Origin of the sequence: Cohnella boryungensis (assembly GCF_042651945.1) — a bacterium.
Taxonomy (GTDB): Bacteria; Bacillota; Bacilli; order Paenibacillales; family Paenibacillaceae; genus Cohnella; species Cohnella boryungensis.
The window spans coordinates 130,444-151,864 of the sequence record NZ_JBHSED010000074.1; the positions used below are offsets into that span (position 1 = coordinate 130,444).

The following is a 21,421-nucleotide window of genomic DNA, read 5'->3' on the forward strand; positions in this document are numbered from 1 at the left end:
CGAGCGGATTTTTCCGCAAATCCTTGGCGCTGAAGAAGATGTCTCCTTTGACTTCCAATACGTTCACATTGTAGTTCAACTGATCGATGATTTCCTGCGCAGTACTCCAGCCGGCTTCCTTCGTGCCCAGCTTGTAAGGAGCATGGCCGATCAGCAGCTTCACGTTCGTTCCTCGCACCTCGCCGGCCCACCATTCCACCAGCTTGTCGTACTGTGCGACCTTGAACGACAGGCTCCAGTAGATCTGCGGCGCCACATAGTCAATCCATTCCTGCTTGATCCAGGTGCGCACATCGGCGTACATGCTGTCGTACGCAGTCACGCCTGCTTGCGTATCCGAGCCCGTCGGATCGACCGACTGATTGCGCCATACGCCGAACGGACTGATTCCAAATTGCAATTGCGGTTTCTCTCGGTGAATGGACTCTCCCAGCAGCTTGACGAACTGGTCGATGTTGTCCCTTCGCCAATCCGCTTTATTGCCGATTTGGGACGGATTATAGGCGGCGAACGCGGCATCGTCCGGGAAGACCCCGCCCGACGGATAGAAGTAATCGTCGAGATGCACGCCGTCGATGTCATAGCCCCGGACGACTTCGAGCACGGCATCCACGATATGCTGGCGAGCCTCCGGTATGCCCGGATTGATATACTTCTTGCCGCCGGAATCCACAATCCATTCCGGATGGGTCTTCGCGACGTGATTCGCGGCGAGACCGTCCGTCTTCGCGTCCACCGTCGCCCGGAACGGGTTGAACCAGGCGTGAAATTCCATGCCTCGCCTGTGCGTCTCCTCGATCATGAAGGCCAGCGGGTCGTAGCCGGGATCGCCCCCCTGCTTGCCTGTCAGGTAGCTGGACCAAGGCACAAGCTGCGAAGGGTACAGAGCGTCGGCGGAAGGCCGCACCTGCACGAAGACGGCGTTCAGCCCCATTCCCTGCAGCTCGTCCAGCATTTGCGCATATTCTTGCCTCTGGACTTCGGCTTTACCGTTGGAGGCTTTCGACGGCCAGTCCAAATTGTAGACGCTGGATACCCATACGCCCTTCAAGGAAGTGTCGGCGTTTCCATCCTTTGTCTGAAGCATAATGGTCTGCGCGGATTGATGCCAGCTTACATCCAGGCTCATCTGATTGCCGACGAACCGGAGCGGAACCATAACGCGCCCGTTGATCGCCTGTACGCTTGTCTCCAGCTCGACGCGCTGACCGCCAGACAGCGCGTACTTCTGGCCGATCGTCATGCTGAGCACCAGGCCTTCGTGACGGATCGTAGCCGTCTTGTCCTTCTGCGACCAGGATACGTTCGCTCCAAGGTTCTTGCTGATGACGCTTAGCGGAACCATCGTTACATTAAGCTTGGGAATGATGTAGGGCGGAACGTCGGTAATCAGTTTGTTGCCGTTCAGATAGATGCTGATGGCCGTTGCAGGAGCCGCAGACGCGGAATGACCGGCAAGCGGAACGAGCAGCAGCAGGCTGAGCAAGAAGAGCGCGCTGCGATAAAAACGAGAAAGCATTCTTTCATCCTCCGGATAAGCTAGACTCATGTCGCTTAGAACATTGTATATAGTTAGACGTGAACAATTGCCAAGAGTTGCATGTGAGATGCAAACCTCGTTTCAGACCGCCAATCAATACGGGAGCTTCGTCTGCAAATGCGAGCTGCAGCCTGCCTGATCGCTGCTCGACAACTGCCCCGAAGATTAGCAAATCCCCTTCAGTCCACGCAAAAAGGGCCGCTCCCGATCGCCCGGAAGCCGGCCCTCTCTGCTCTTCGATCATCCCTTCAGCACTCGCCCGTCAAGGCACGTATTGCTGAACGATCTTCGTAATGACGCCGTTCTCCATCGTCAGATGATAGGGGAACTGCTTGATATCCAGCTCTCCGTCCTCTGCGAGAAGAGCTCTGAATTTATCCAGACTGATCTGTTCGTTCCATCGAATGTCCGCTTCCGCAGGGTCGCCCGTGCGGTTGTATAGCTGCATGAACACCTTCGCGTCCGCGGCTACCGGCAGCTTCTCGATCGTGTTGTCCGGATTTACAATATAATAGCCATCCGGAGCTTCCGTCATTTCAGGATCCTGCTCCTGTTCGCGAAATACCCGATCGGCGGCTTCCCCTTCGTACCACTCGATAAAATCCGCATCCAGCATAAGGCTGCCGTTCTCCTGAACGATTTGACCGAGATAAGCGACTCGTGTGTCCGGGCTTTGCGGAACGGGCGTATAATCGCCGTCGTTCGCCGATATAAAGCCGAATGACATCATTCCGAACAGCACGGCGACTAAGCTGATAAGCATTTTGTTGACCATAATCGCAATCTCTCCTTCAGGGGCCCGTAACCGCAGCCTTTACTTTCCTATAGCCATTAGACGTTTGAACGAAACGGAAAGTTACAGCTTTCCCGCCCGAAAATTAAAATTTTCTCATAGAAAATACTTCTCTTATGTCAAGGTATTGCAGACCCCGCGCTTTTAGTCTGGGATAGCTTGTCTGCGTTTATGAAAATTCTCTTTGGATTGTACACTTCCGTCTTCATAACTCGCCCCAGGACGCCCGGACGTATCCGATCCTCATCCCTGTCTGCTCCATGTTGCGATGACTTTGCGATTGAAACGCGCACTGGCTGACCGCGAATCGGCAGCCCTGCAGCTTTGCCTGGCGCATTCTGTGCAGCAGCAGCTCCCGATGAATGCCTTTGCCGCGATGTTCGGGCAAGGTCGCGGCAAAAGTAAACACCGCGCTTCGGCCATCGCTTCGCATTACCCCCACGCCCGCCGGCTCGTCTTCCCATAAGGCCAGATAGAGCTTCCAGCCCGCTCTTCCGTGCAATACGCGATTGTTCGCGGCGACAGGCGCAATTCCGTTGTCCGGTAGGCCGCTTCCTCTGCAATGCAGAGTTCCGTACAACGTGTACTCGTCCTCGTCAAGCTCGCGAATGTAGATCGAACCCGGCGCATTCGATTCTTCGAAGGCTTCGGACAGATCCGCGTACAGGGTAGCGTGAAAACCTGTCTGCCCGAAGCCCAGTCCGGACAGCCGCCGCATGAGCAGCGGATCGGCCAGTCCGGGGACCAGCTCGAATTGCGGTTTTCTTTCTCTTTCGCGATAGAAGTCGACGATTGCCGCAAGCTCGGCCTCGCCCTCGTTTCTAAGACCTTTGACCGTGTTGAAGGCAGGCCAGGGCATCGTCTGGCTGTAGAAGCAGGTGACTCCGCCAACTTTGGCGATTTCGACGCCTTCGGGATTCCCCGTTCTCTCCTGAATCGCGGTCATTCGATCCGCCATGCTCTCGATCTCGCAACGTTCAAGCTCATCGACCAGAGCCAACGAAGTCGCCGCTCGCCGCATCGTCACTCAACCTCCCTCATCGCTTTCCAAGATTAATTGTAGCCTAATAATAAAGAAAAGCCCCCATCCTCCAGTCGGAGTTGAGAGCTGATTTTTCCTGGACCTATTTCAAAATTTGATAGTTCCCGATCAATGGCAACGGCTTCGTCTGACCGTTGACTGCGGCAAGGATTCCGATAATCATAAGCCCGAGTACGCCAAGATTGGCGAAAGGCAGCAAAATCCATCCGATAAACGGAAGAATTCCGAGAACAATATTGACCGCCAGCGCCAGCAGGAAGAGATTCAATCCCTGCCTCGCATGATATTGCGCATACGGCGACTCCTTGGCGGCCAGCAACGGAACGAAAAATAAAATATAAGCGACAATGGCCATGCCCTTATTCTGTTGAATGTCGGATTCGCTGGAATGCATTCGACTAACACCTCATTAAATTAATTTTTCCTGTTCTTAAACTAATCCAAATTATGACATGCCGCTAGTGGCTAAAGTCACATTTTTGGTCCTGCGCGCCTGATTTTTCACTGTCCATGTGCCCAAAAGGTCAACAGGTTAGGCTTTCCGGTCGTTCAACGAAAGCCATGCCCGCTCGCTGCGCCAATCGACCTGCACGGCCGTCTCGAAAAATTCCGACAGATGCTCGCTGGTCAGCACCTCTCGGGACAAGCCCTGAGCGAATATCTGACCCCGTCGGATGAGCAGCGATCTGGAGAACACGGGAAGAATCTCCTCGATATGATGCGTGACGAACAGCATCGTGGGCGCATTCGACCGCTTCGCCAGCTCGCTGATACTCGCCAGCAGGCTCTCTCTGGATAGGAAATCCAGTCCGTTCGTCGCTTCATCCAGAATCAGCAGCTCCGGGGAGGCCATCAAGGCGCGCGCGATCAGCAGCTTCTGCTTCTCTCCCTGAGAGCAGGTTTGATAAGCCCTGTCGTACAAATGCGAGCATGACAGCTGCTCCATCAGCGAAGCCGCCTGACGGAAGTCTTCTTCTGTCGGCGTCTCATAGAGGCCGATAGAGGCATGCTTGCCGCTAATGACGACGTATTGGGTTTTATCCGTCGCATAGAGCTTCTCCTGAAGAGAAGAGCTGACCCATCCGATTTTTTTGCGCAGCTCTCTCAGGTCCGTGCTTCCGAACGTTTCCCCCAGCACCTCTACCTGTCCGGAAGTGGGCCAGATATATCCGTTAATCATGTTGAGAAGCGTCGTCTTGCCGGAGCCGTTCAAGCCCAGCAACGCCCAGTGCTCCCCTTTCGTTACACTCCACTCCATGCGCTCGATAATGGGTTTTCCTTCCCGCTTCCAGCTTATTTCTTGCAGCTTAATCACTTGCGAAGACATCCTCGCCGCTCCTCCATCCGGTTTGATCTAAGGTCATATCATCTGATGTTTAATGATTCGTATCATACCATGGGCAGAAGCGGCGCGGCAATCCCTGCTTCTGCACAGAAACGGGCCGGAAGGCGGCTTTCGCAAGCTTCGCGCTTCTGGCCCGGCAGTGCCGCAGCGATAGAAATACCCGCATCAGCCGTTACTCCGAATCAACCGTGTAGATGCACTTAAATCGTTCCACTCCCGGACAAAGCTCGCCGAGGCTTTCGATCTCGAAGCCGATGCTGCGATAGAAGTTTACGGCGTCTTCATCCGTTTCGGCGGTCAAGAGAGCCGGCTTTTTCTTGTCGAGCGCTTCCAGCACGAGCCCTCTCCCGTACCCTAAGCCCCGAAAATCGGGTTCGACGGCAAGATGCTCGATCTTCAATTCGCCGGTCCCGTTCATGGCGAATCCCACAATGCCGATCAACTCCCCCTCCTCTTCATAACCGTAAAGGCTCCGTCCGTTCCCGGCCATGTAGGCTGCAATTGTATCCTCTACGTTCTCCGCGTCCGAGTAGATGCTGTATTGCAGCAAATCCCTCAGCAACGGATCATCCCATCTATTCGTCATCTCTATGAACATGCCCAACACTTCCATTTCTTGTAATCTAACAACCGTCCGCAAATCAGACAGCTTCGCCAATCCGACCCTGCCATTGAACCCCGCTCCGGTCAGTCGCGCCGTCTCTTGAACACGACGATCACTTCGCGTGTCGAGCCTTCGGATTTGGTGATCATCTCACCCTTCCGAATTGAAATCGGCCCGGCTCCGTTCCGTGCTCAAAGCCCCAACAGCTTCTTGCGCTCTAGACGCGAAAAAACATAATCCAGCGCGCAGAAGAGATAATGAAGAGCCAGACCGTAACCCGCCAGTCCAGCGTTTATCCTCAGGGCAAAGACCGCCGCTCCGTATGCCGCGGCTCCCAGCAGCACATAAATCAGGAAGGCTAAGATTCCGTTGGCGCTTGAAGCCGCGACCTTATCCGTCAGCAAGGAAATCGGAAACGCGACAAATAAGACAACAGCGAACACGATAAAAAGAGCGGGAAAATAGAGAAACAGCTCGCCGTCAACCTCGAATGAGGCTATGAGGTACAGAGCAAAAATGGCGGATGCGGCAAAGCCGCCAAGCAGCTTGCTGACAATGGTTCTCCCGTTTCGGAGCATCGTTTCTCCTCCTGCGTAACTCGGCAATCCGCCGAAGAACTAGTCCATGTCTTCGTTAAGAATCGTCATATGAACGTGGTCCTCCCACTTGCCGTTGATTTTCAAGTATTGTCGAGCCAGGCCTTCCCGTTGAAAGCCCAGCTTCTCTGTCAATCGCAAGGAAGCCGCGTTCCGGGGCATGATATTCGCTTCAATGCGATGCAGGCCCAGCTCATGCCAGGCCACAGACACGACCTTCTCAAGCGCCTCCGTCATATATCCTTTGTTCAGCCATTTTTCATCCAGACGATAACCCATATGGCAGGATAAGAAAGCACCCCTGACGATGTTGCTCAAGGCTACGGAGCCGATGATCAGCTCCGGCTGCAGCAAGGGCGACAGCCAGACTTTAAACAGTTGACCTTGCTCCATGCATTCCTGATCGAACTGGATCAGTTCCTTCTGTCTGTTCGGCGTATAGTAGTCGGGCGATCTGCTCGGCTCCCACGCGGCCAGAAAGGCGCGATTACGCACGACGTACTCCGTGATCCGATTCTCGTCGCTCTCGTCTGCGACGCTTAATCTCAGCCTGTCCGTCATGTATTCTTTAGGTTTCATCGAATGCCTCACCTTCACGCTGGCCGGAGAAGGATAAGCCTCGGGCTTCCAGCGCCTCCCTAAGCTGCCTGATCGTCTTGGGGCCGACGCCGTGCATTTGCAGCAGCTTCGCTTCACCCAGCTTGGCGACCTGCTCCAGGCTTACAATTCCGGCGCCGGCCAGCGCCCGAAGAGAGGGCTGCGACAAACCCGCTGGAAACTCGCCGTGGTGCAGCTTGCTCGGACTCATGGCGATCCCTTCCTTTCGTTGCGATATTCGCTTATGATCCATCTGTCATTGGTCCGCTTCATCTCTTCTAAATTACACTGTACAGAGCTGTTTATCCAGTTGTTTCGCGAAGAATACGGAAAAAGCGCCTTCGCGTTCGTACACGAAAGCGCCGCTGCGGCATGTTCTATATGTCTTCTCGGTTTGCCGCCTCACCTAACCCCTCTCTCCTGATCGTCGCCTTGACCTCGTCGTCCGCACGGTCCAGCATCTGCTTCAGAAGATTGGCGTGACGATACACGTAGGACGGATCGATGAAGGCTTCCTGGCGGAAAAAATCCGACGGGTAACGCTCCCGTTCCCGCTCCTCCACTTCACCGAAATATTCGAACAGGTAGCGGAATTCGTCCTTCTCGATTAATTCGTCCACGACCTGCTCGACCCGCTCGCGGCTGACCTTGTCCACGATGATGACCGGAGACGAACCGCACCAATAGGCTCCGTTCAGGCAGCTCCCGGTCCTCCGGTAATCCTGCCGGATCGACTCGATGCACTTCGCCGTGTAGAAATTGGATAACCAGCGTGTGGAGTCGGGAAAGGTAACGACGGCGCATACCTGGGCATCCTCAAAATCGTCTATCCAGCCCTCCGCATCGATATGGATATGGCGCTTCTTCTCGAACATGGGAAAGTCCTCCGCTCATCCTGCTTCATCCGAAACTCCACCCAGTATACCGTATTTCGTTCCTTCACGAGTTTAGTCCCCTTCGGAACCGGACCGACCTGCAGCTATCGCGCATAGCTCGCCTCCGCATTAGCGATTTCATACGTTAATGTCGGATGCTCCAAATTCTTCTGGTCGCGGAAAATCGGTGGATGACGCATGTCTTCACAGTTCAGCCCTGAATCTGGGGCAACCCATCCGGCAGCTCCTCTTCTGTGCACCACGCCTCCAGAATGCGATTGAACAAATCCGGCCGGGAAAGCGACAAGCCATGCCCGACGCCGGGGATGACGATCCCCCTGCTATCCGGTCGCGCTCTTACAAGATCGAAGGCCGATTCTCTCATGATTTTCCTTTCCTTCTCCCCGACGGTAACCAGAATGCGGGCTTTCGAATGCCGATAACCTTCGGGAATCGCAAAGGACATGTTCTCTTGCAGAACTTGAACCAAGGTATCCGGCTCCATACCGAGGGAATGCTCGTAGTATCGCGCGAACAGCTCGTCTCCGATGTACAACTGATTGGCCTGCAGCTTCGAGAACCAACGCTTTCTCGCCAGCCATGAGGTTAGCTTGACCGTCGGTCCAATCATTCTGCTTGCGGCGGGAAGGGGCTTCGTCAGCGCGCTGTTAATGACCGCATAATCAATCGTTTCGCTATCCTGTCCCAGCATTTGAATGGCGACCTGGGCGCCTAAAGAAAAGCCCGTCAAAATAATCTTCTTGCCCTTGCCCTTCGCTTGAATAAGTTCGAGAAGCTCGCATGCGCTGTCCCTGATCGAGAAGGACTCGCCGATCCTCTGTCCGTGGCCGGGCAGATCGAGCGCTAAGCAATGATAATGGTTAAAGTAGGCCAGCTGCCTTTCCCACATCCAGCTGGCCACGCCCCCACCGTGCACAAACACAAGCAGCGGAGCATCCGGGTTGCCCGACTCTCTGATCATCGGTTCTATCGATATCCCCACCTTGAATTAAGCAGCGAACAAGCCTGCGAATGATGTTTAAATGATCTCATTTACCGCAGGATTGTTCAAGTCTTCCTCTGGTTCTGGGCTCATTGACCGGAGGTATAAGTCCTTCACCGCTTCCTACTCCTTACCGAGAGGGAAAAGACCCCTCGTAGTAAAGTCATCCCTCCCCCTCTGATGTTCATAAGTGCGTATTCGTTTGGCAATCTTGTTTAGTTTGTGATTTCTATCACAGCATAGAAACAATATATTGTATTAATATTCATTTTGTCGTCTAAATGTAGTACTTCTATCTTTGAAAGGCCTGATCGCTTGGGCTGCAAGGAGGTTGGTATGCTCGTATTTTATCCGCGCTTCATTCGGACCTTCGATGATTTGCCCGGTTATGTCTCCTTGCTTATTCATTGCTGGAGCGGATGCAACATGCGGTGCTTCGGCTGCCACAATGCGTCGGAATTGATCGACGCCAAGCCGGACGGCCGTCATCTCACCGCCGCGCAAGTGCTGGAGCGCCTTCGGGAGGGGCATCAGCTGTTCGACGCCTTGCTGCTGAGCGGCGGCGAGTTTCTGATGAACGATATGACGGAAATCCGCTCTTTCCTCAAGCGCGTCAAAGCGTTGTTCGCCGGACCGATCATCGTGTATACAAACGGCACCTTTCCGCGCAAAATGCAATGCTTGCTCGACGAAGGGCTGATTGACGGCGTTCATCTGGACATGAAGCTGCCCTACCATTGTCTTGATCCGGTGGAGGATGCCGAGGTGTATCGCGCGATTATCGGCATTGCTCCCTCCCGGAAATACCGTCAGGCCATGCTGGAATCCGTAGAGGCGGTAATTCGGCACGACAGCAAGGTCAGCCAGATCCGGACGGTACGGTATCCGTTGTTAAGCGAGGAATATTTCGAGCACATTCGACTGTACGTCAACGAATTGAACATCAGACACGGCAGCACGGTCCCCTATTATCTGAATCCCTATTATCCGCCACAGCCAGCCAACGCTTAACCTATTGAACGGAGGAATGTCATGTTTCGCGACGCCATGGAAATTATTCGCACCTTCACTTCCGCTTCGGAGACGAAGCAAGCCGACTATCTGAAACGGGAAAACAGCAACTTCGTCTTCTCGCTGCCTCTGCTGAGACATAATCTGACCAACTTCTCGGAAGAAAAGTACTTGCTGGAAACGGTATTGCCCTCTCGCCTGCATGAGCTGTACAGAGAAGGCGTCATCTATATTCACGACAAACAGCTCAGCCCCTACTGCATGAGCGTGGCCTGCAAGGACATTGCTGCCGAAGGCATTCCAACGTTGGCCAAAAACATGATGTCCTCCCGGCCGACCCGCAAGCTCGAAACGCTGCTGCGCCATTTCAGCAACATCGTCGTGCTCCTCTCTCAGCAGGTGTCCGGCGCCGTAATGCTCTCGCAATTGACAACGATCGCCGCTTCCTACCTCTATGCGGAGGAAACGCTCCATAGCCGCCTGATCGATGACGAGGAGCTGGAGCAATGGTTTCAAAGCTTGATATGGGAGATGAATATGCCGCTTCGCGGCGGCTCGCAGTCTGCTTTTACGAACATCACGCTGGAGTTCGGCAAGCCCTCTGACGAAATCAAGGACGAGCTGGTCATTATCGGCGGCAAACCGCTAGAGCTGCGTTACCGCGACATTCCTGCCGCTTATTTCGACCGCATTAATCACGCCATTATCGAGGTGATGAAGAAGGGCACCGGAACGGGAATTCCGTTTACCTTCCCGCTGATGACCGTACCGATCGACGACGGCTTCGACTACGATAACCCTCTGTTCCTGGAGCTTCTGGACGGGATGTACCGCTGGGGAGGCGTATACTTCGAAAACTTCCGAACGGAGCCGTTCCTGAACGAGCGGTATCGCAAGCTCAATCCCTACCTGAAGCCGCGTGATCCGGAAGTAAGCCGCAGTCTGTGCTGCCGGCTGCAAATCGATCTTACCGTGCTGTCGCGGGTAGGCAGCGGAATATTCGGCAGCTCCACCGGGTCCACCGGAGCCGTGCAAGTGCTGAATCTGAACATGAATCGCGTGTTGATGGAATACGCCCACGACGAGGAGTTGCTTTTCGCCAAGCTCGAACAATTGTTGGATGTCATGCAGGAGGGCCATATGGCCAAGCGCCAGTGGATTGAACGGAACAAGGAGCTCTACCCGACCTTCTTCGCGTTGAACCGGGATTTGTCCAACTATTTTAACGTCTTCGGCGTTGCCGGCATGCACGAGGGCCTGATCAATTGCGGCTATCCCGGCGGCATGAACAACGCGGCGGGCAAGCAATTCGCCCACAAAATCATGCAATGGATGACGGAGAAGATCAACGCCTTCATCGTCCGGGACCGGGTTGCTTGCGGAATTGAATACGCTCCGGGCGAGAATGCCGCCATCAAGCTGGCCCGACACGATATCAAATGGGCGAAAGGCCGCAATCGCGACATCTATGTCCAGGGCTCCGGGGAGAACGTCTATCTGACATCCGGCTGCATGCTGCCCTTCAGCGAGGAGGATTTCCTCCGGCAAGTCGAGAACAGCGCGGAGTTTCAGGCCTATGCCACCTCCGGCAGCATCCTGCATCACTTTCTGGAGAGCAAGCTTCCTCCCGAGCGGCTGGCGAAGTACTTAAGGAGCATTTTCGACAAACCGATTCAATATATTACCCTTACGCCGACGTTGACGAGCTGTCTGTGCTGCGGCCAGCAGCTCTTGGCCGAGGACGGCCGCAATGTCACGACCTGTCCGGTCTGCGACAGCGACGATATCGCGACTTTCAGCAGAGTCATCGGCTACGTCAAGATGATTGCCCGCAAAAAGCTGCAAGTCGACTCCGACGGCTATTATACGGGCGAGTTCAATTTCTGGAGCAAAGCAAGAAGGTTCGATTGGAGCACCCGCAAGCGGCTTAAAGAGGAATCGCTGTCCGAATAACCGCATCGCAAAGAAGGGGCTCTCGCTCATTCCGCTTAATCGGATGAGCGATGAGCCCCTTACCCAATCCGTCTGCCTTCCGTGCCTAGGACGGATGAAATTGCAGCAGGCCGATCGCCAGCAGCAGAAATTGCAGCGCGCCTGCAATCTCGATGATTCCCGCCTTCCAGGGACGGATCATCTTGCCCCCATACAGGAATGTCCGCGTCGTTGAATAAACAAAAGCCAACGTCATCCACGGATAGCCGATCAGAGCCGGCACCGCCAGAATAACAATATGATAGATGCGGGCTGACGCCAACCACCGGGGACTCATTCTCTCGCGAAATACGGTTTTGACGAAAAATGCGCTGCCTGTAAAATGCATAAGGCTGAACAAAACAACTACGGCCATCGTACCGTCCCACGCCCCGCCGCCGAGCAAGTAAGCCGCCGCTCCGCCCAGAGAGAAGATCAGGATGGCGCAAAGGTCGTTCGCAATGGCTCTCTCCGCTCTGCGTCTGGCATACGCCAGATTGATCGGCAGCAGCGCCAGGAGCGGAATTCCGAACCAGATCAGCTCCGGCCGCACAAGCAGCGCCGGAATTAAGCAGCCTAATGCAGCCATTCCGTAGATCGCGCTCCAACGAAGCAGATGCCCCCGGCTTGCCGATCTCTTAAACGATTGAAGCAACGGATAGGAAGATAAGTAAAAGAACAGCCAGGCCAGGAACAACCAGGCATGCGCCCACTGCGGGGTTCCGGCCATCATTCCGAACGCATACGGCACGCTGATCATCGCCCAGCCGCCATGCTCATGAGGGATGACAACGCTTCTCCTTTTCATCGCCGTCTCAGCCTTTCCTTCGCAATTCTAGGGCGACAAGGATTCATCATTCTGTTGAAAAGCTTGTCGCTTCGCAGCCAAATGCACGGCGAAATCAAGTAAAATAGAAATTAGCGCAGCGATACTCTCCAAGCCATCACTAACGCAAGGAGGAATTCAATGAACAGGGAAAAAACGCTTGTCTTTCTGCGTCAGGTGCCCCTATTCCACGATCTTAACGATCAGGAGCTGGCACGAGTGGAAGAAATCTGCTTATCTCGTCCCGCTCCCAAAAAAACGATTGTTTTTGCCGAAGGAAGCGAGAAGGAAGCCGTCTACTTCATTCAGGACGGATTGGTCAAAACCTACAAGACGGATGAACACGGGCACGAGCAGATCGTTTCCTTCCTCAAGAGCGGCGACATGTTTCCGCATACCGGCTTTTTCAATCAGAACCCCTATCCGGCGACGGCCGAAACGATCGTGAACTCCCGTCTATTGGCGATTCCGGTCCGCTTGTTCGAGCGCCTGATGATGAGTCATCCGTCCATCGCGATCAAGATGATGCGCGTGATGGGAGATAAAATCCGCGAGCTTCAGGAGAAGCTCCAGGTGTTGTCCGGCCAGGATGCGCGGCATCGCGTGCTGTCGTTCCTGCTTCAATTGGCCGAGCAGCATGGCAAAATGACGGAAAGCATTATTACGATCAACCTGCCGATGACCCACCAGGAGTTCGCCAACTCGGTCGGCACCACCCGCGAAACGATCAACCGGGTGTTGAACCAGCTAAGCAAGGAGAATTTGCTTAAGGTAGACCGTAATCGCATCGTAATTATCGATCTTGAAGCCTTGAAGCGGCAGCGGGAAACGAAATAAGGCGATAACCGCGCAATGGCTCAGGACGCGGACAGCTTTAAGACGCGCGGGAACAGGATGTTATTCTCGAGATGAATGTGCTGGAAGAGATCCGATTCCAGCTCGTCCAGCTTGCGGAAGGCGATCGTGTACGTCCGACAGGCTTCAGCGGGCAGCGCATAACCGTTCGTGGCGGCTCTCATATCCTTGAGCAGCTCCCCTACCGCGCTATGATCGTCCTCCAGGCCGTCAAGCGCCTTGACCATTCGTTCCCTCTGCTCTGCCGAAGGCTCCTCTTCCCATTGCTTCAGCAGCGGGAACAGTCTTTCTTCCTCCTCGATCAGATGCTGGTCCAGCTCGATTTTCATTTGATGAAACAATCTGTGCAATTCCGCCAGCTCGGCGTGTCCCTCTCCGTGAACCCGCAATATCTTCGTGACAAATTCGCTAAGCAGCGGCAGCTCCTGACGCAAATAGCCATGGTGACGATGTACGATGTAATCGACCAGTTCGGCAATCGGCACTTCCCGCCAGTCTGTCTCCTCCTGCTCCGCCCGTTTTTTCATCTCTTGATAACCGTCATTGAGCCGCTTCAGGATGTCTTGCTCATCCAGCTTTTTCAGATGGACGGCCTCCGCAAGGCTGCGATCCCCTCCGCAACAGAAATCGATTCGCACTTCCTTGAACAAATTGCTCGCTCCCGGATACTCGGCGACGATTGCGCCTATCTTCTCTTCTCCGCTGAACCGTTGTACCATCTTGATCAACCTCCTGGGTTAGATTCGATCTTGGCAGTCTACCGGAGTCTTCGCTGTCTCGAATGAATATCGCTCGTGAAGCCCCGGTCTTATTCGGAATGGCTTATGCTGAATCTAACCGCTATTGAGGAACCGTCCTGTGACGCTGATCACTCGATCCCGATATTTATGCTTTAATACTCGTCCATTTCATAAAATGGACATATTCCGCAGACAACAGGATGATGACCTCTCTCTTTGAAAACCGGGATGATTGTGATTTCTGTCACAAACCTTGCGCTTGTGCTCCTCTATAATCGAAGTTGTAAGCACTTCACTCCTAGGAGGAAGGAACGATGAGCACATTCGCAGCTACCGTTAATGCCACCGAATATCCGCCTCAGCTGAAGCACAAGGTCATCTTCGAAACCTTCGAAGCCTTAAAGCCGAACGAAGCGATGCTTCTGCAGAACGACCACGATCCCGTGCCGCTGAGGTACCAGTTCGATTCCGTACATCCCGGCAAGTTCACTTGGGACTACATCGAGCAAGGCCCTCTCTTTTTTCAGGTGAGAATCGGGAAGGTATAACGTGCGGGCGAAGCAGGAGAGCAAGGAGATGATGCAGGATGAACGAGAAAGCCGCTCACGTCGTCGAGCTGGACGTCAGACCCCATCTTCGCAAGAAGCTGGAGCCCTTTCAATTAATTATGGATGCGGTGAAGGGGTTGGGCAAGGACGATCTGTTCGTCCTTCATGCTACCTTCAAGCCGACGCCGCTGTTCGGCGTGCTTAAGCTTAAAGGCTTCGCAGGCAAAGCGGAGCAGATCAGCGCCGATCACTGGGTATCCACCTTCGTCAACAAGAAGAACAAGCATTGGCTTAATGCGCCCTCCATCGAGGAGGAGGCAACGGTCTTGGAGGAGCCGGCCGAACCGGCTCTCTCTTCGGACACTGAAGAAGCAAAAACCGTCGTCTTGGACAACCGCGGACTGGAGCCTCCCAAACCGATGATACGGACGTTGGCCGCATTGGAGCGCTGCCGGTCGGGGGACGAAGTGCACATCCATAACGATCGCGTGCCCATGTTCCTTATTGAAGAGCTTCATAGTCTGGGATACGCTTACGCGGTAGAGGAACAGCCGGACGGTTCGGCAAAGGTCAAAATTCAAAAGACGTAAGGAGGCGAGAACGATGTCCCGTCTCCCCTTTTTCTTTATCCTTACGGGGATTATCGGATTCGTGCTGTTCCAGATCGCCTCCCTGTCGTCCTTGACCGGATGGCTCGGAGAGGAGCTGCGCAGCCCCGGCGGCTGGTTCCATGCCCATTTGTTCGTTCTCGGATGGGCAACCTCCCTGGCTATGGGGGCCGTCTATCAACTAATTAACGTAATTACGCAATCCGCTATCTATAGCGAACGGCTGGGCTACGTCAATTATGTCTGCTTTACTATCGGCCTGTGCGGTCTGCTGTACGGCTTCATGGACGGGGAGATCTATTGGATTGCCGGCTCGGCTGGGCTCTTACTCATCGGAATCCTGCTGTTCGGCTGGAATATCGGCGTCACCTTAATCCGGGCACGCGCTTGGAATCCGGTCACGATTAGCGCCGCATGCTCGGTGCTTTACCTGGTACTGACCGGACTCACCGGGATGGGCATGGGGCTTAACTTCGCTGGCGGATGGATGCTGGACGCTCACGAGAGCTTGTTCGGGGCGCACATCTGGATGGGGACGATCGGGTGGTTCGGCTTGCTGATTACCGGCTTCAGCTACAAGATGCTGCCGATGTTCTATCTTGCGCACGACTATCCGGAGAAGCTGCAAACCGTCGTGCTTCTGTTATGGAACGCATCCGTTCTTGCAGGAGCGCTCTCGTTCTTCATCGACAGCAACGCAATTCTTCTGAGGCTAGCCCTGCTTATGCTTGTCGCTGCCGTCCTGCTCTACAATGTTCATCTGCTGCAAATTAAGAGGAAGCGGCATAAGCGCCATCCCGGATCAGGAATTCAAGCGTCTGTGTACGCGAACCAGGCCTTCGCCTGCATGCTGACGCTTATGCTGGTCTATGCATGTCTGTACCCGGATCGAATGCTGAACTCCGGCCCCATCACAGTTGCCGGCTGGCTGTATTTGGGCGGTTGGGTTTCGTTCACTATCCTCAGCTACGCATCCAAAATTGTTCCTTTTCTCTGGTGGACGCACAAGTACGGCAAGCAGGCGGGAAAGCCGGGAACTCCGCTTATGGCGCATCTTCTGGATGAGAAAAAGGTGCGCATCGGACTGGCCGCCATTGGGCTCGCAAGCCTTGCTCTTCTCGCGGGCTTAGCCATCGGCTCGTCAACGCTGATCTCCCTGTCCGGTACGATCTTATCGCTGTTCTCTATCGCTTACATGGCTATAATCGGCCTTGTATTTACTCGATAGTCCAATCTCTCAAGAAGGAGTGAAACGGGTTATGGCTCAATCGCAGCAGCTTCGCGAGCTGTTAAAGGACGTCTACGATCCCGAGCTCGGCGTAAATATCGTAGATCTCGGACTGGTGTACGAGGTGTATGAAGAGCCGGATCGCATTCGCGTCGTCATGACGTTAACGACGCCTGGCTGTCCCCTCCACGATACAATTGTAGGCGCAGTGAAATGGACGCTGATCGAAAATACCGACAAAGCCAAGGTTGACGTCGATCTCGTCTGGGAGCCCAAGTGGACGCCTGAACGAATGTCCGAGGCGGCCAGGAGCTCACTGGGTTACTTCTAGTCGCCATATAGCGATGGAGCAGCAACAATCAGGTAAGGCAAACAGCAACAACGCGCTCCGACATTTCATCGGGCGCGTTGTTGTCTCTCGGCTCCTAGCTCTCGACAAAAGACTCTTTCATCGTATCTTGGGGGTCCCAGATAGACCAGGCCGCCTCCTCGCACGAACGAATACGGATGGCTCATTTGCGTTTCTCCTTATCCTTTCAGGAATAGTAAAACTGTCGTTCGAATTTGGAACACAGCTCCATGACATCGCTCAATCTGACTAACTGCTCCATCCAGTCGGCGGGAATCTGTCCTAAGCCATATTGCAGGCCTGCCAGACCTCCAGTTACAGCCCCGGTGGTGTCGGTGTCTTCCCCCAGATTGACAGCTTTCAGCACGGCCTCGGCATAGCTCTCCGAAGTCAGCAGACTCCAAATACTCGCTTCTAACGTATGAACGACGTAGCCCGAGGAATGGATTTCCTCTTTACTCGACGAAGAAAAATCCCTAGAAAATATTCGGTTAAATCGAATTAAATCCCGCGATGGGAAATGCAATTGACCCATGGTTTTCCCTACTCTAAGGAGAGCCTCCGGAAGGCTGATTCCTTGCAGCATACAAATGGCGACCTCAACATAGATCATGCAAGAGATTATGGAAGTCCGATGTCCATGGGTAATCGATGATACTTCCGTAACCGTTCTCACTCTAGCCTCTAGAGGCTTATCGAATAGGTAAAAGGCCAACGGCAAAATTCTCATTAAAGATCCATTGCCGTTGCTGTACTCATCCTTGCCTCCAGCCAAATCCGGTCTAATAAACTCATCATTCACTCGCTCTATCGTTCTAGCAGTAGCGGCTCCAACATCAAAAACCTTCCCGTGAGGCGTCCAATAGCCCCGCCAAAGCCACTCCGTAAACTTCCCCGCTATATCAAACAAGTTGATATCCTTACACTCGATTAAGCTTTCCATAAGACAAAAGGTTAAGGAGCTGTCATCCGACCAAGTGCCGATAGGTTGTGAGTGCGAGCCATATCCAAGCATCTCGGTTACCGGGTTTAACTGAAGCGCCTCTCTGCTGCGGAATTCAACGGGAACCCCTAACGCATCGCCGACACATAAACCTAATATTGCAGCTTGTACTGCACTCATTCTTTCCCTCCCCCTCAAGTCTCGTATCGCTCTATAATTTTTTTCAGTTCGTTGTTTCTATGCTCCAGAAATCGAGTCATGTACCTCCTTAATACAAGCTTCTCGGCCAAACGTCCCAGCAAGCCGAATGGCGCTTGAAAGGCTAACGTATCCCTCATGATCGTGCCGCCGCCGGATTCCTCGAATTCATGTGTGTGCCTCAGGCGCTTGAAGGCTCCCGATTCCATCTCGTCCGTAAAGCTGTAAGGCTCGTTATACTCCGTAACTACCGAGACGAGCTTCTGACGAATGAAGAAATGCGTCGCCTCGAAGGTCACCCTCTCACCGAGCCCGACAGGGCCTGTCGAATAAGCCGACTCGCGAGTACGCTCCCATACCGTTGCGGCATGGACCTTCAAATTTCTCGCCAACTGAAAGCACAGCCCAATAGGAGCGGCAATGTGGACTTCCGTCCTTATGACGACCATTGACTCTCCCCTCCTCGTTCACAGCAGTTTTGCCTATCGATTCCAGAAAAACCCATGTTGCGTAGGCGCTTATCCGAGTTGCTTCTCAAAGCACACGCTTGATGCGCATTCTGCGTATTTGCCGAATCGATCGATAGGATAGTAGCCATGCTTGCGATAGAAATTGAGCGCTTCCGGCTGGGCTTCCCCCGCTTCCAGCTTAATGCATTTATATCCTTGATTACGCGCCTTGAACTCGAGCTCCAACAAGATTGCCTCGGCAATCCCTTGATTTCTATAGTCATGATGCACGAAAAACCGCTTCAGCTCAGTACTATCACGATCTATTTCCCGTATTGCCCCGCAGCCTGCAGGCCGACCGCCCGAATAGGCTACGAGGAAGGTAATGTCCTCCTGGCTCGGATCGTCTATACCGAACACTTCGTCCGCCGGATACCTCTCCAACAAATACTCATCCAGTTGACGAATTAGGAGGCTTAGGTCCGTATGGTCATAGGCTACCTGTACGATTTGCAGCTGCTTCATATGTGCGTTCTTTCTCCTATCCGTCGGTGTATTTGTCTCTCTACGTCAGGTCCTTCTTAAAATAATAATGCTTGTGCCCCGTAGGCGCATTGTCGAACAACCCAATTAGCTCGAAGCCATGCTTCCTATAGAAATCTGGCGCTTGGAAGCTGAACGTATTCAGCTTCAGGAAGGAGCATTGCTTTGCTCGCGCGATTCGCTCAATTTCCTGCAATAGCTTGGATCCGTACCCATGAATACGATGCTGCGCGTCCACCCATAAAATCTCGACCTCAACCCAATTCCAGCATAATACGCTCATCAAACCGGCGATAATGTCGCCTTCCTCATTGGCAATATGAAGATTAATCCTTTCGTATCGGCTTCTGATCTCGTCAGGCACATGTTGCGCATTATACTCTTTCAGCTTGCTGCGAACATACTGACTTTCGTCTTCGGTGCTTATTACAATTGTAGAATTCGACATATTTCCCTCCAGGGCAAGGAATTCCTTCTTGATCAAGTGTCGATAAGAGTCAACAGCGGCCATATTCTCATCCAGTCTTTATGACTCACTCTTTGTCTATACTTCTCATATTCATTGAACAATGGACTCCGCCTAACGGCCAAGCCAAAAAGATCTTCAAGCCCGCAAGGGGCGATGACCCTGACGAGACCCTGCTTATCCAGCGTTACTCCTACTGCCGTTGCAGTCTCAGGCCATCGTCGCATCGCATCCTCTACGGACTCATACTGCTTCTCGCCGTTTCTGAGATGCATTCTTGCTTGATTTTTGACAGACCAATCGTATTCGTGCAGATGCTTTTTCAAAAGGCTTTCATAGCGTTTTTCATGCTCTTCCGTAGAATCGGACGTATCATAATAGAGAACATCAACGTCGTTTAACGGAGTTGTTGCCGAGTAATGGTGCAGATCATCCCAAACCGCATTCCTCACATAACCGGCGGCAATGCACCAATTGGGCAAATGCAGCGATTGAACAAGCTCTAAATCTCTTGTAAGCGACCGACGACTGGATAATATGCGGAGCAGCTCGTCCTCTAAGTTCATCTGCTTACCTCTCGATTTCTTTTGACCAGCCAGCGAACAGCTAGTCCGATGAATGGTTACCAAGACTACAGTCAATAATGCAATAAGGGTGTACACGAGCAATTTTTTCTTCTCTTTCACGACAAGCAGGATAAACGAGTATTCCTGAAATCATATAGTACCAACTATTCGTAGAACCGCTAGCCTTCGACGTTCCAATCCTTCACGCGATAGCCTTCCAGTATTCTCTCCACCGGGGACCACCCTATATATTGAGGCTTCGTCCATCCTGGCGCTGGCGTTAGCTCCTCAACCTCCAAATAAGGGTTGATCCTGACCCGATCCCAAGCGTGGATGACTTCGCCATTCCCGATGCATAATCCAACGTGTCCCCAATATTTCATCTCGCCGTCCACTTCCCCGGAGCTGCTGTAGAAGACAAACGAGCCTTTGGGCGGAGAAGCGCGGTTCAGGCTTGCGCCATACAGATCGGCCGATTCCTGGGCAGAGCTGCCGCCGAACATTTCGATTCCGTTGGCCTGCTCATAGGCATCCTCGACAAAAGCCAGGCAGAGCAGCCTATAGTCTGTCGAATCCAGTTTGCGGCTAGCCCATTCTATCGCGCGTTCGATATAAGCATCCAAATTATCTGTCATATCATTTCCCCTTGGTTATTGTTTTTTCCGTTTTTGGGAACACCGGTTCTTCGCAGATCCATTCGTCAAAGGTAACAGGAAAAGAAATAATAGCGATGCTTCTTCTTGCTCAATGCCAAGCAGTCGTTCCTGAAGTCTCCCATCAGCTTGCTTTTGTTGAGGATAGCGTAGAAAAAAGGCCGGATTCCGTCGTTCGTGGCAAACACGGCATCCACATATCGGCCATTATACAGCGTCTGCCGTCGGGGTTCGAATTCGTCGATTTCGTTATTGTTGGAGCCGTGAAACAATGTCTGTTGGAGAAGGGATAGATATTGTAAAAAGCGGAATTTCGGATAGGAACTGTCGTACTCGATCAAGCCGCGCTGCCTTATAGCTTGGTCATACAATTGATCAAATTGGGCGGCTTCCTCCTCGCTAAATGGCGGGATCGTTACCCGGTAAAAAATAGGCCTAACAAAAAGGAAACAGCAATCAGACGTCACCCTCTCCATCTTGGTAGCTGGATATACACATAATACCAAATGGGCGGGTGCTCAGCTATCCTTTGCGCGTAAACGACAAGAGACCCGAATATCGTATTCGAGTCTCTTCTGATCGGCCGATTCTTGTAAATTCAATTCTAATCCTCGATACAGCCTAAATTCATCTTTTCTTGCCGTGTGCCCGATATCCCATACGCTTCTTCGATAGGGATTCGCATGACGTCAAGCAGCTTTACCGCCTTTCTCATCTGCTGCTTATGCTTCGCTTCATCGGATTCCTGATTGACCCATACGCGTATGGTCGTTCTGTTATCCGCTGCCGCGACCTCCGTCACAACCCAGCCGGATTGTTCAAAAGCGCCTTCAATGAAGCCCGTCAGAGAAGTACCCTTCCTCGCATCGGGATTCGCCGTTTGCCAATTATTTGCCCGCCAGATGTCCGTAACGGCTTCATAAGGAACCGCCGTCGGATAAGCAAGCTCGGCAATCGCTCCTTGATAAGGACAGCCTTCCGTTGATCTGTACACCGGCTCCTCCTCGTTTCGACAAGCGGCTAGCAAGGTGAATAGAAGCAGAATCGATATTCTTTTCATCTATATCGCCCC

At 53.1% G+C, this 21,421-nt stretch carries 27 protein-coding genes; 7 read left to right on the forward strand and 20 right to left on the reverse strand.

The genetic code is table 11. The features are described 5' to 3' along the window. The 11 genes from ACFO1S_RS27945 to ACFO1S_RS27995 all read right to left on the reverse strand — a co-directional run. Window positions 1-1,519 (reverse strand): family 10 glycosylhydrolase (locus tag ACFO1S_RS27945; RefSeq protein WP_378127995.1); only part of this gene is annotated, 1,519 nt, incomplete at its 3' end. 283 nt (window positions 1,520-1,802) lie between these two features. Further along, a complete protein-coding gene (locus ACFO1S_RS27950) occupies window positions 1,803-2,315 on the reverse strand; it encodes a hypothetical protein (RefSeq protein WP_378127997.1) in 513 nt (170 codons plus the stop codon). Window positions 2,316-2,538: 223 nt separating this feature from the next. Continuing rightward, window positions 2,539-3,354, reverse strand: a complete 816-nt coding sequence (locus ACFO1S_RS27955) for a GNAT family N-acetyltransferase (protein WP_204603030.1) — start codon at window positions 3,352-3,354, stop codon at window positions 2,539-2,541. A 103-nt stretch (window positions 3,355-3,457) separates the two neighbouring features. Beyond that, window positions 3,458-3,769 (reverse strand): DUF4870 domain-containing protein, encoded by a 312-nt coding sequence (locus tag ACFO1S_RS27960; protein ID WP_204603031.1) that lies wholly within the window; start codon window positions 3,767-3,769, stop codon window positions 3,458-3,460. A 138-nt stretch (window positions 3,770-3,907) separates the two neighbouring features. Then, the gene (locus tag ACFO1S_RS27965; RefSeq protein ID WP_204603032.1) at window positions 3,908-4,702 is read right to left on the reverse strand and encodes an ABC transporter ATP-binding protein; all 795 of its coding nucleotides are present in this window, start codon (window positions 4,700-4,702) and stop codon (window positions 3,908-3,910) included. A 190-nt stretch (window positions 4,703-4,892) separates the two neighbouring features. After that, window positions 4,893-5,318, reverse strand: coding sequence for a GNAT family N-acetyltransferase (locus tag ACFO1S_RS27970; protein WP_204603033.1), 426 nt, complete (start codon window positions 5,316-5,318; stop codon window positions 4,893-4,895). A 197-nt stretch (window positions 5,319-5,515) separates the two neighbouring features. Beyond that, complete coding sequence (locus tag ACFO1S_RS27975) at window positions 5,516-5,902, reverse strand: hypothetical protein (protein WP_204603034.1); 387 nt, start codon at window positions 5,900-5,902, stop codon at window positions 5,516-5,518. A gap of 39 nt (window positions 5,903-5,941) precedes the next feature. Further along, the gene (locus tag ACFO1S_RS27980; protein WP_204603035.1) at window positions 5,942-6,499 is read right to left on the reverse strand and encodes a GNAT family N-acetyltransferase; all 558 of its coding nucleotides are present in this window, start codon (window positions 6,497-6,499) and stop codon (window positions 5,942-5,944) included. Continuing rightward, entirely contained in the window at window positions 6,489-6,728 is a 240-nt protein-coding gene (locus ACFO1S_RS27985; RefSeq protein ID WP_204603036.1) for a helix-hairpin-helix domain-containing protein, read from the reverse strand. The genes ACFO1S_RS27980 and ACFO1S_RS27985 overlap by 11 nt, the downstream gene beginning before the upstream one ends. A gap of 166 nt (window positions 6,729-6,894) precedes the next feature. Continuing rightward, window positions 6,895-7,392, reverse strand: a complete 498-nt coding sequence (locus tag ACFO1S_RS27990; RefSeq protein WP_204603037.1) for a hypothetical protein — start codon at window positions 7,390-7,392, stop codon at window positions 6,895-6,897. Window positions 7,393-7,603: 211 nt separating this feature from the next. Further along, a complete protein-coding gene (locus ACFO1S_RS27995) occupies window positions 7,604-8,374 on the reverse strand; it encodes an alpha/beta fold hydrolase (protein ID WP_204603038.1) in 771 nt (256 codons plus the stop codon). Between the two features lie 357 nt (window positions 8,375-8,731). On the opposite strand from ACFO1S_RS27995, the gene ACFO1S_RS28000 reads away from it, so the two are divergent. Both ACFO1S_RS28000 and nrdD read left to right on the forward strand, forming a co-directional pair. After that, window positions 8,732-9,406 (forward strand): radical SAM protein, encoded by a 675-nt coding sequence (locus ACFO1S_RS28000; protein ID WP_204603039.1) that lies wholly within the window; start codon window positions 8,732-8,734, stop codon window positions 9,404-9,406. Window positions 9,407-9,427: 21 nt separating this feature from the next. Then, on the forward strand, window positions 9,428-11,359 hold the full coding sequence (gene nrdD / locus ACFO1S_RS28005) for an anaerobic ribonucleoside-triphosphate reductase (RefSeq protein WP_204603040.1): 1,932 nt from the start codon (window positions 9,428-9,430) through the stop codon (window positions 11,357-11,359). Window positions 11,360-11,444: 85 nt separating this feature from the next. On the opposite strand, the gene ACFO1S_RS28010 is transcribed toward nrdD, so the two are convergent. After that, on the reverse strand, window positions 11,445-12,185 hold the full coding sequence (locus ACFO1S_RS28010; protein WP_204603041.1) for a YwiC-like family protein: 741 nt from the start codon (window positions 12,183-12,185) through the stop codon (window positions 11,445-11,447). Between the two features lie 159 nt (window positions 12,186-12,344). On the opposite strand from ACFO1S_RS28010, the gene ACFO1S_RS28015 reads away from it, so the two are divergent. Further along, window positions 12,345-13,040 (forward strand): Crp/Fnr family transcriptional regulator, encoded by a 696-nt coding sequence (locus ACFO1S_RS28015; RefSeq protein WP_204603042.1) that lies wholly within the window; start codon window positions 12,345-12,347, stop codon window positions 13,038-13,040. A 20-nt stretch (window positions 13,041-13,060) separates the two neighbouring features. On the opposite strand, the gene ric is transcribed toward ACFO1S_RS28015, so the two are convergent. Further along, complete coding sequence (gene ric, locus ACFO1S_RS28020; protein WP_204603043.1) at window positions 13,061-13,777, reverse strand: iron-sulfur cluster repair di-iron protein; 717 nt, start codon at window positions 13,775-13,777, stop codon at window positions 13,061-13,063. 335 nt (window positions 13,778-14,112) lie between these two features. Between ric and ACFO1S_RS28025 the strand changes: the two genes are divergently transcribed. Genes ACFO1S_RS28025 through ACFO1S_RS28040 form a run of 4 tightly spaced genes read left to right on the forward strand, consistent with a single transcriptional unit; the run spans window position 14,113 to window position 16,513 of the window. Beyond that, complete coding sequence (locus tag ACFO1S_RS28025; RefSeq protein ID WP_204603044.1) at window positions 14,113-14,346, forward strand: DUF2249 domain-containing protein; 234 nt, start codon at window positions 14,113-14,115, stop codon at window positions 14,344-14,346. 38 nt (window positions 14,347-14,384) lie between these two features. Further along, the gene (locus ACFO1S_RS28030) at window positions 14,385-14,936 is read left to right on the forward strand and encodes a DUF2249 domain-containing protein (RefSeq protein ID WP_204603045.1); all 552 of its coding nucleotides are present in this window, start codon (window positions 14,385-14,387) and stop codon (window positions 14,934-14,936) included. Window positions 14,937-14,949: 13 nt separating this feature from the next. After that, the gene (locus ACFO1S_RS28035; RefSeq protein WP_204603046.1) at window positions 14,950-16,182 is read left to right on the forward strand and encodes a hypothetical protein; all 1,233 of its coding nucleotides are present in this window, start codon (window positions 14,950-14,952) and stop codon (window positions 16,180-16,182) included. Window positions 16,183-16,213: 31 nt separating this feature from the next. Beyond that, window positions 16,214-16,513 (forward strand): metal-sulfur cluster assembly factor, encoded by a 300-nt coding sequence (locus ACFO1S_RS28040; protein ID WP_204603047.1) that lies wholly within the window; start codon window positions 16,214-16,216, stop codon window positions 16,511-16,513. 205 nt (window positions 16,514-16,718) lie between these two features. On the opposite strand, the gene ACFO1S_RS28045 is transcribed toward ACFO1S_RS28040, so the two are convergent. The 7 genes from ACFO1S_RS28045 to ACFO1S_RS28075 all read right to left on the reverse strand — a co-directional run bounded on the left by ACFO1S_RS28045 (window position 16,719) and on the right by ACFO1S_RS28075 (window position 21,409). After that, complete coding sequence (locus ACFO1S_RS28045; RefSeq protein WP_204603048.1) at window positions 16,719-17,654, reverse strand: ADP-ribosylglycohydrolase family protein; 936 nt, start codon at window positions 17,652-17,654, stop codon at window positions 16,719-16,721. A 14-nt stretch (window positions 17,655-17,668) separates the two neighbouring features. Continuing rightward, window positions 17,669-18,121, reverse strand: a complete 453-nt coding sequence (locus tag ACFO1S_RS28050; RefSeq protein WP_204603049.1) for an SRPBCC family protein — start codon at window positions 18,119-18,121, stop codon at window positions 17,669-17,671. A 69-nt stretch (window positions 18,122-18,190) separates the two neighbouring features. Then, the gene (locus ACFO1S_RS28055) at window positions 18,191-18,646 is read right to left on the reverse strand and encodes a GNAT family N-acetyltransferase (protein ID WP_204603050.1); all 456 of its coding nucleotides are present in this window, start codon (window positions 18,644-18,646) and stop codon (window positions 18,191-18,193) included. Between the two features lie 40 nt (window positions 18,647-18,686). Beyond that, window positions 18,687-19,112: a GNAT family N-acetyltransferase gene (locus tag ACFO1S_RS28060; RefSeq protein ID WP_204603051.1), complete on the reverse strand. Its 426-nt coding sequence runs from the start codon at window positions 19,110-19,112 to the stop codon at window positions 18,687-18,689. Between the two features lie 32 nt (window positions 19,113-19,144). Further along, on the reverse strand, window positions 19,145-19,696 hold the full coding sequence (locus ACFO1S_RS28065; RefSeq protein ID WP_204603052.1) for a nucleotidyltransferase family protein: 552 nt from the start codon (window positions 19,694-19,696) through the stop codon (window positions 19,145-19,147). A gap of 179 nt (window positions 19,697-19,875) precedes the next feature. After that, the gene (locus ACFO1S_RS28070) at window positions 19,876-20,331 is read right to left on the reverse strand and encodes an NlpC/P60 family protein (protein ID WP_204603053.1); all 456 of its coding nucleotides are present in this window, start codon (window positions 20,329-20,331) and stop codon (window positions 19,876-19,878) included. 622 nt (window positions 20,332-20,953) lie between these two features. Further along, on the reverse strand, window positions 20,954-21,409 hold the full coding sequence (locus ACFO1S_RS28075) for a hypothetical protein (RefSeq protein WP_204603055.1): 456 nt from the start codon (window positions 21,407-21,409) through the stop codon (window positions 20,954-20,956). Between the last annotated feature and the right edge of the window lie 12 nt (window positions 21,410-21,421).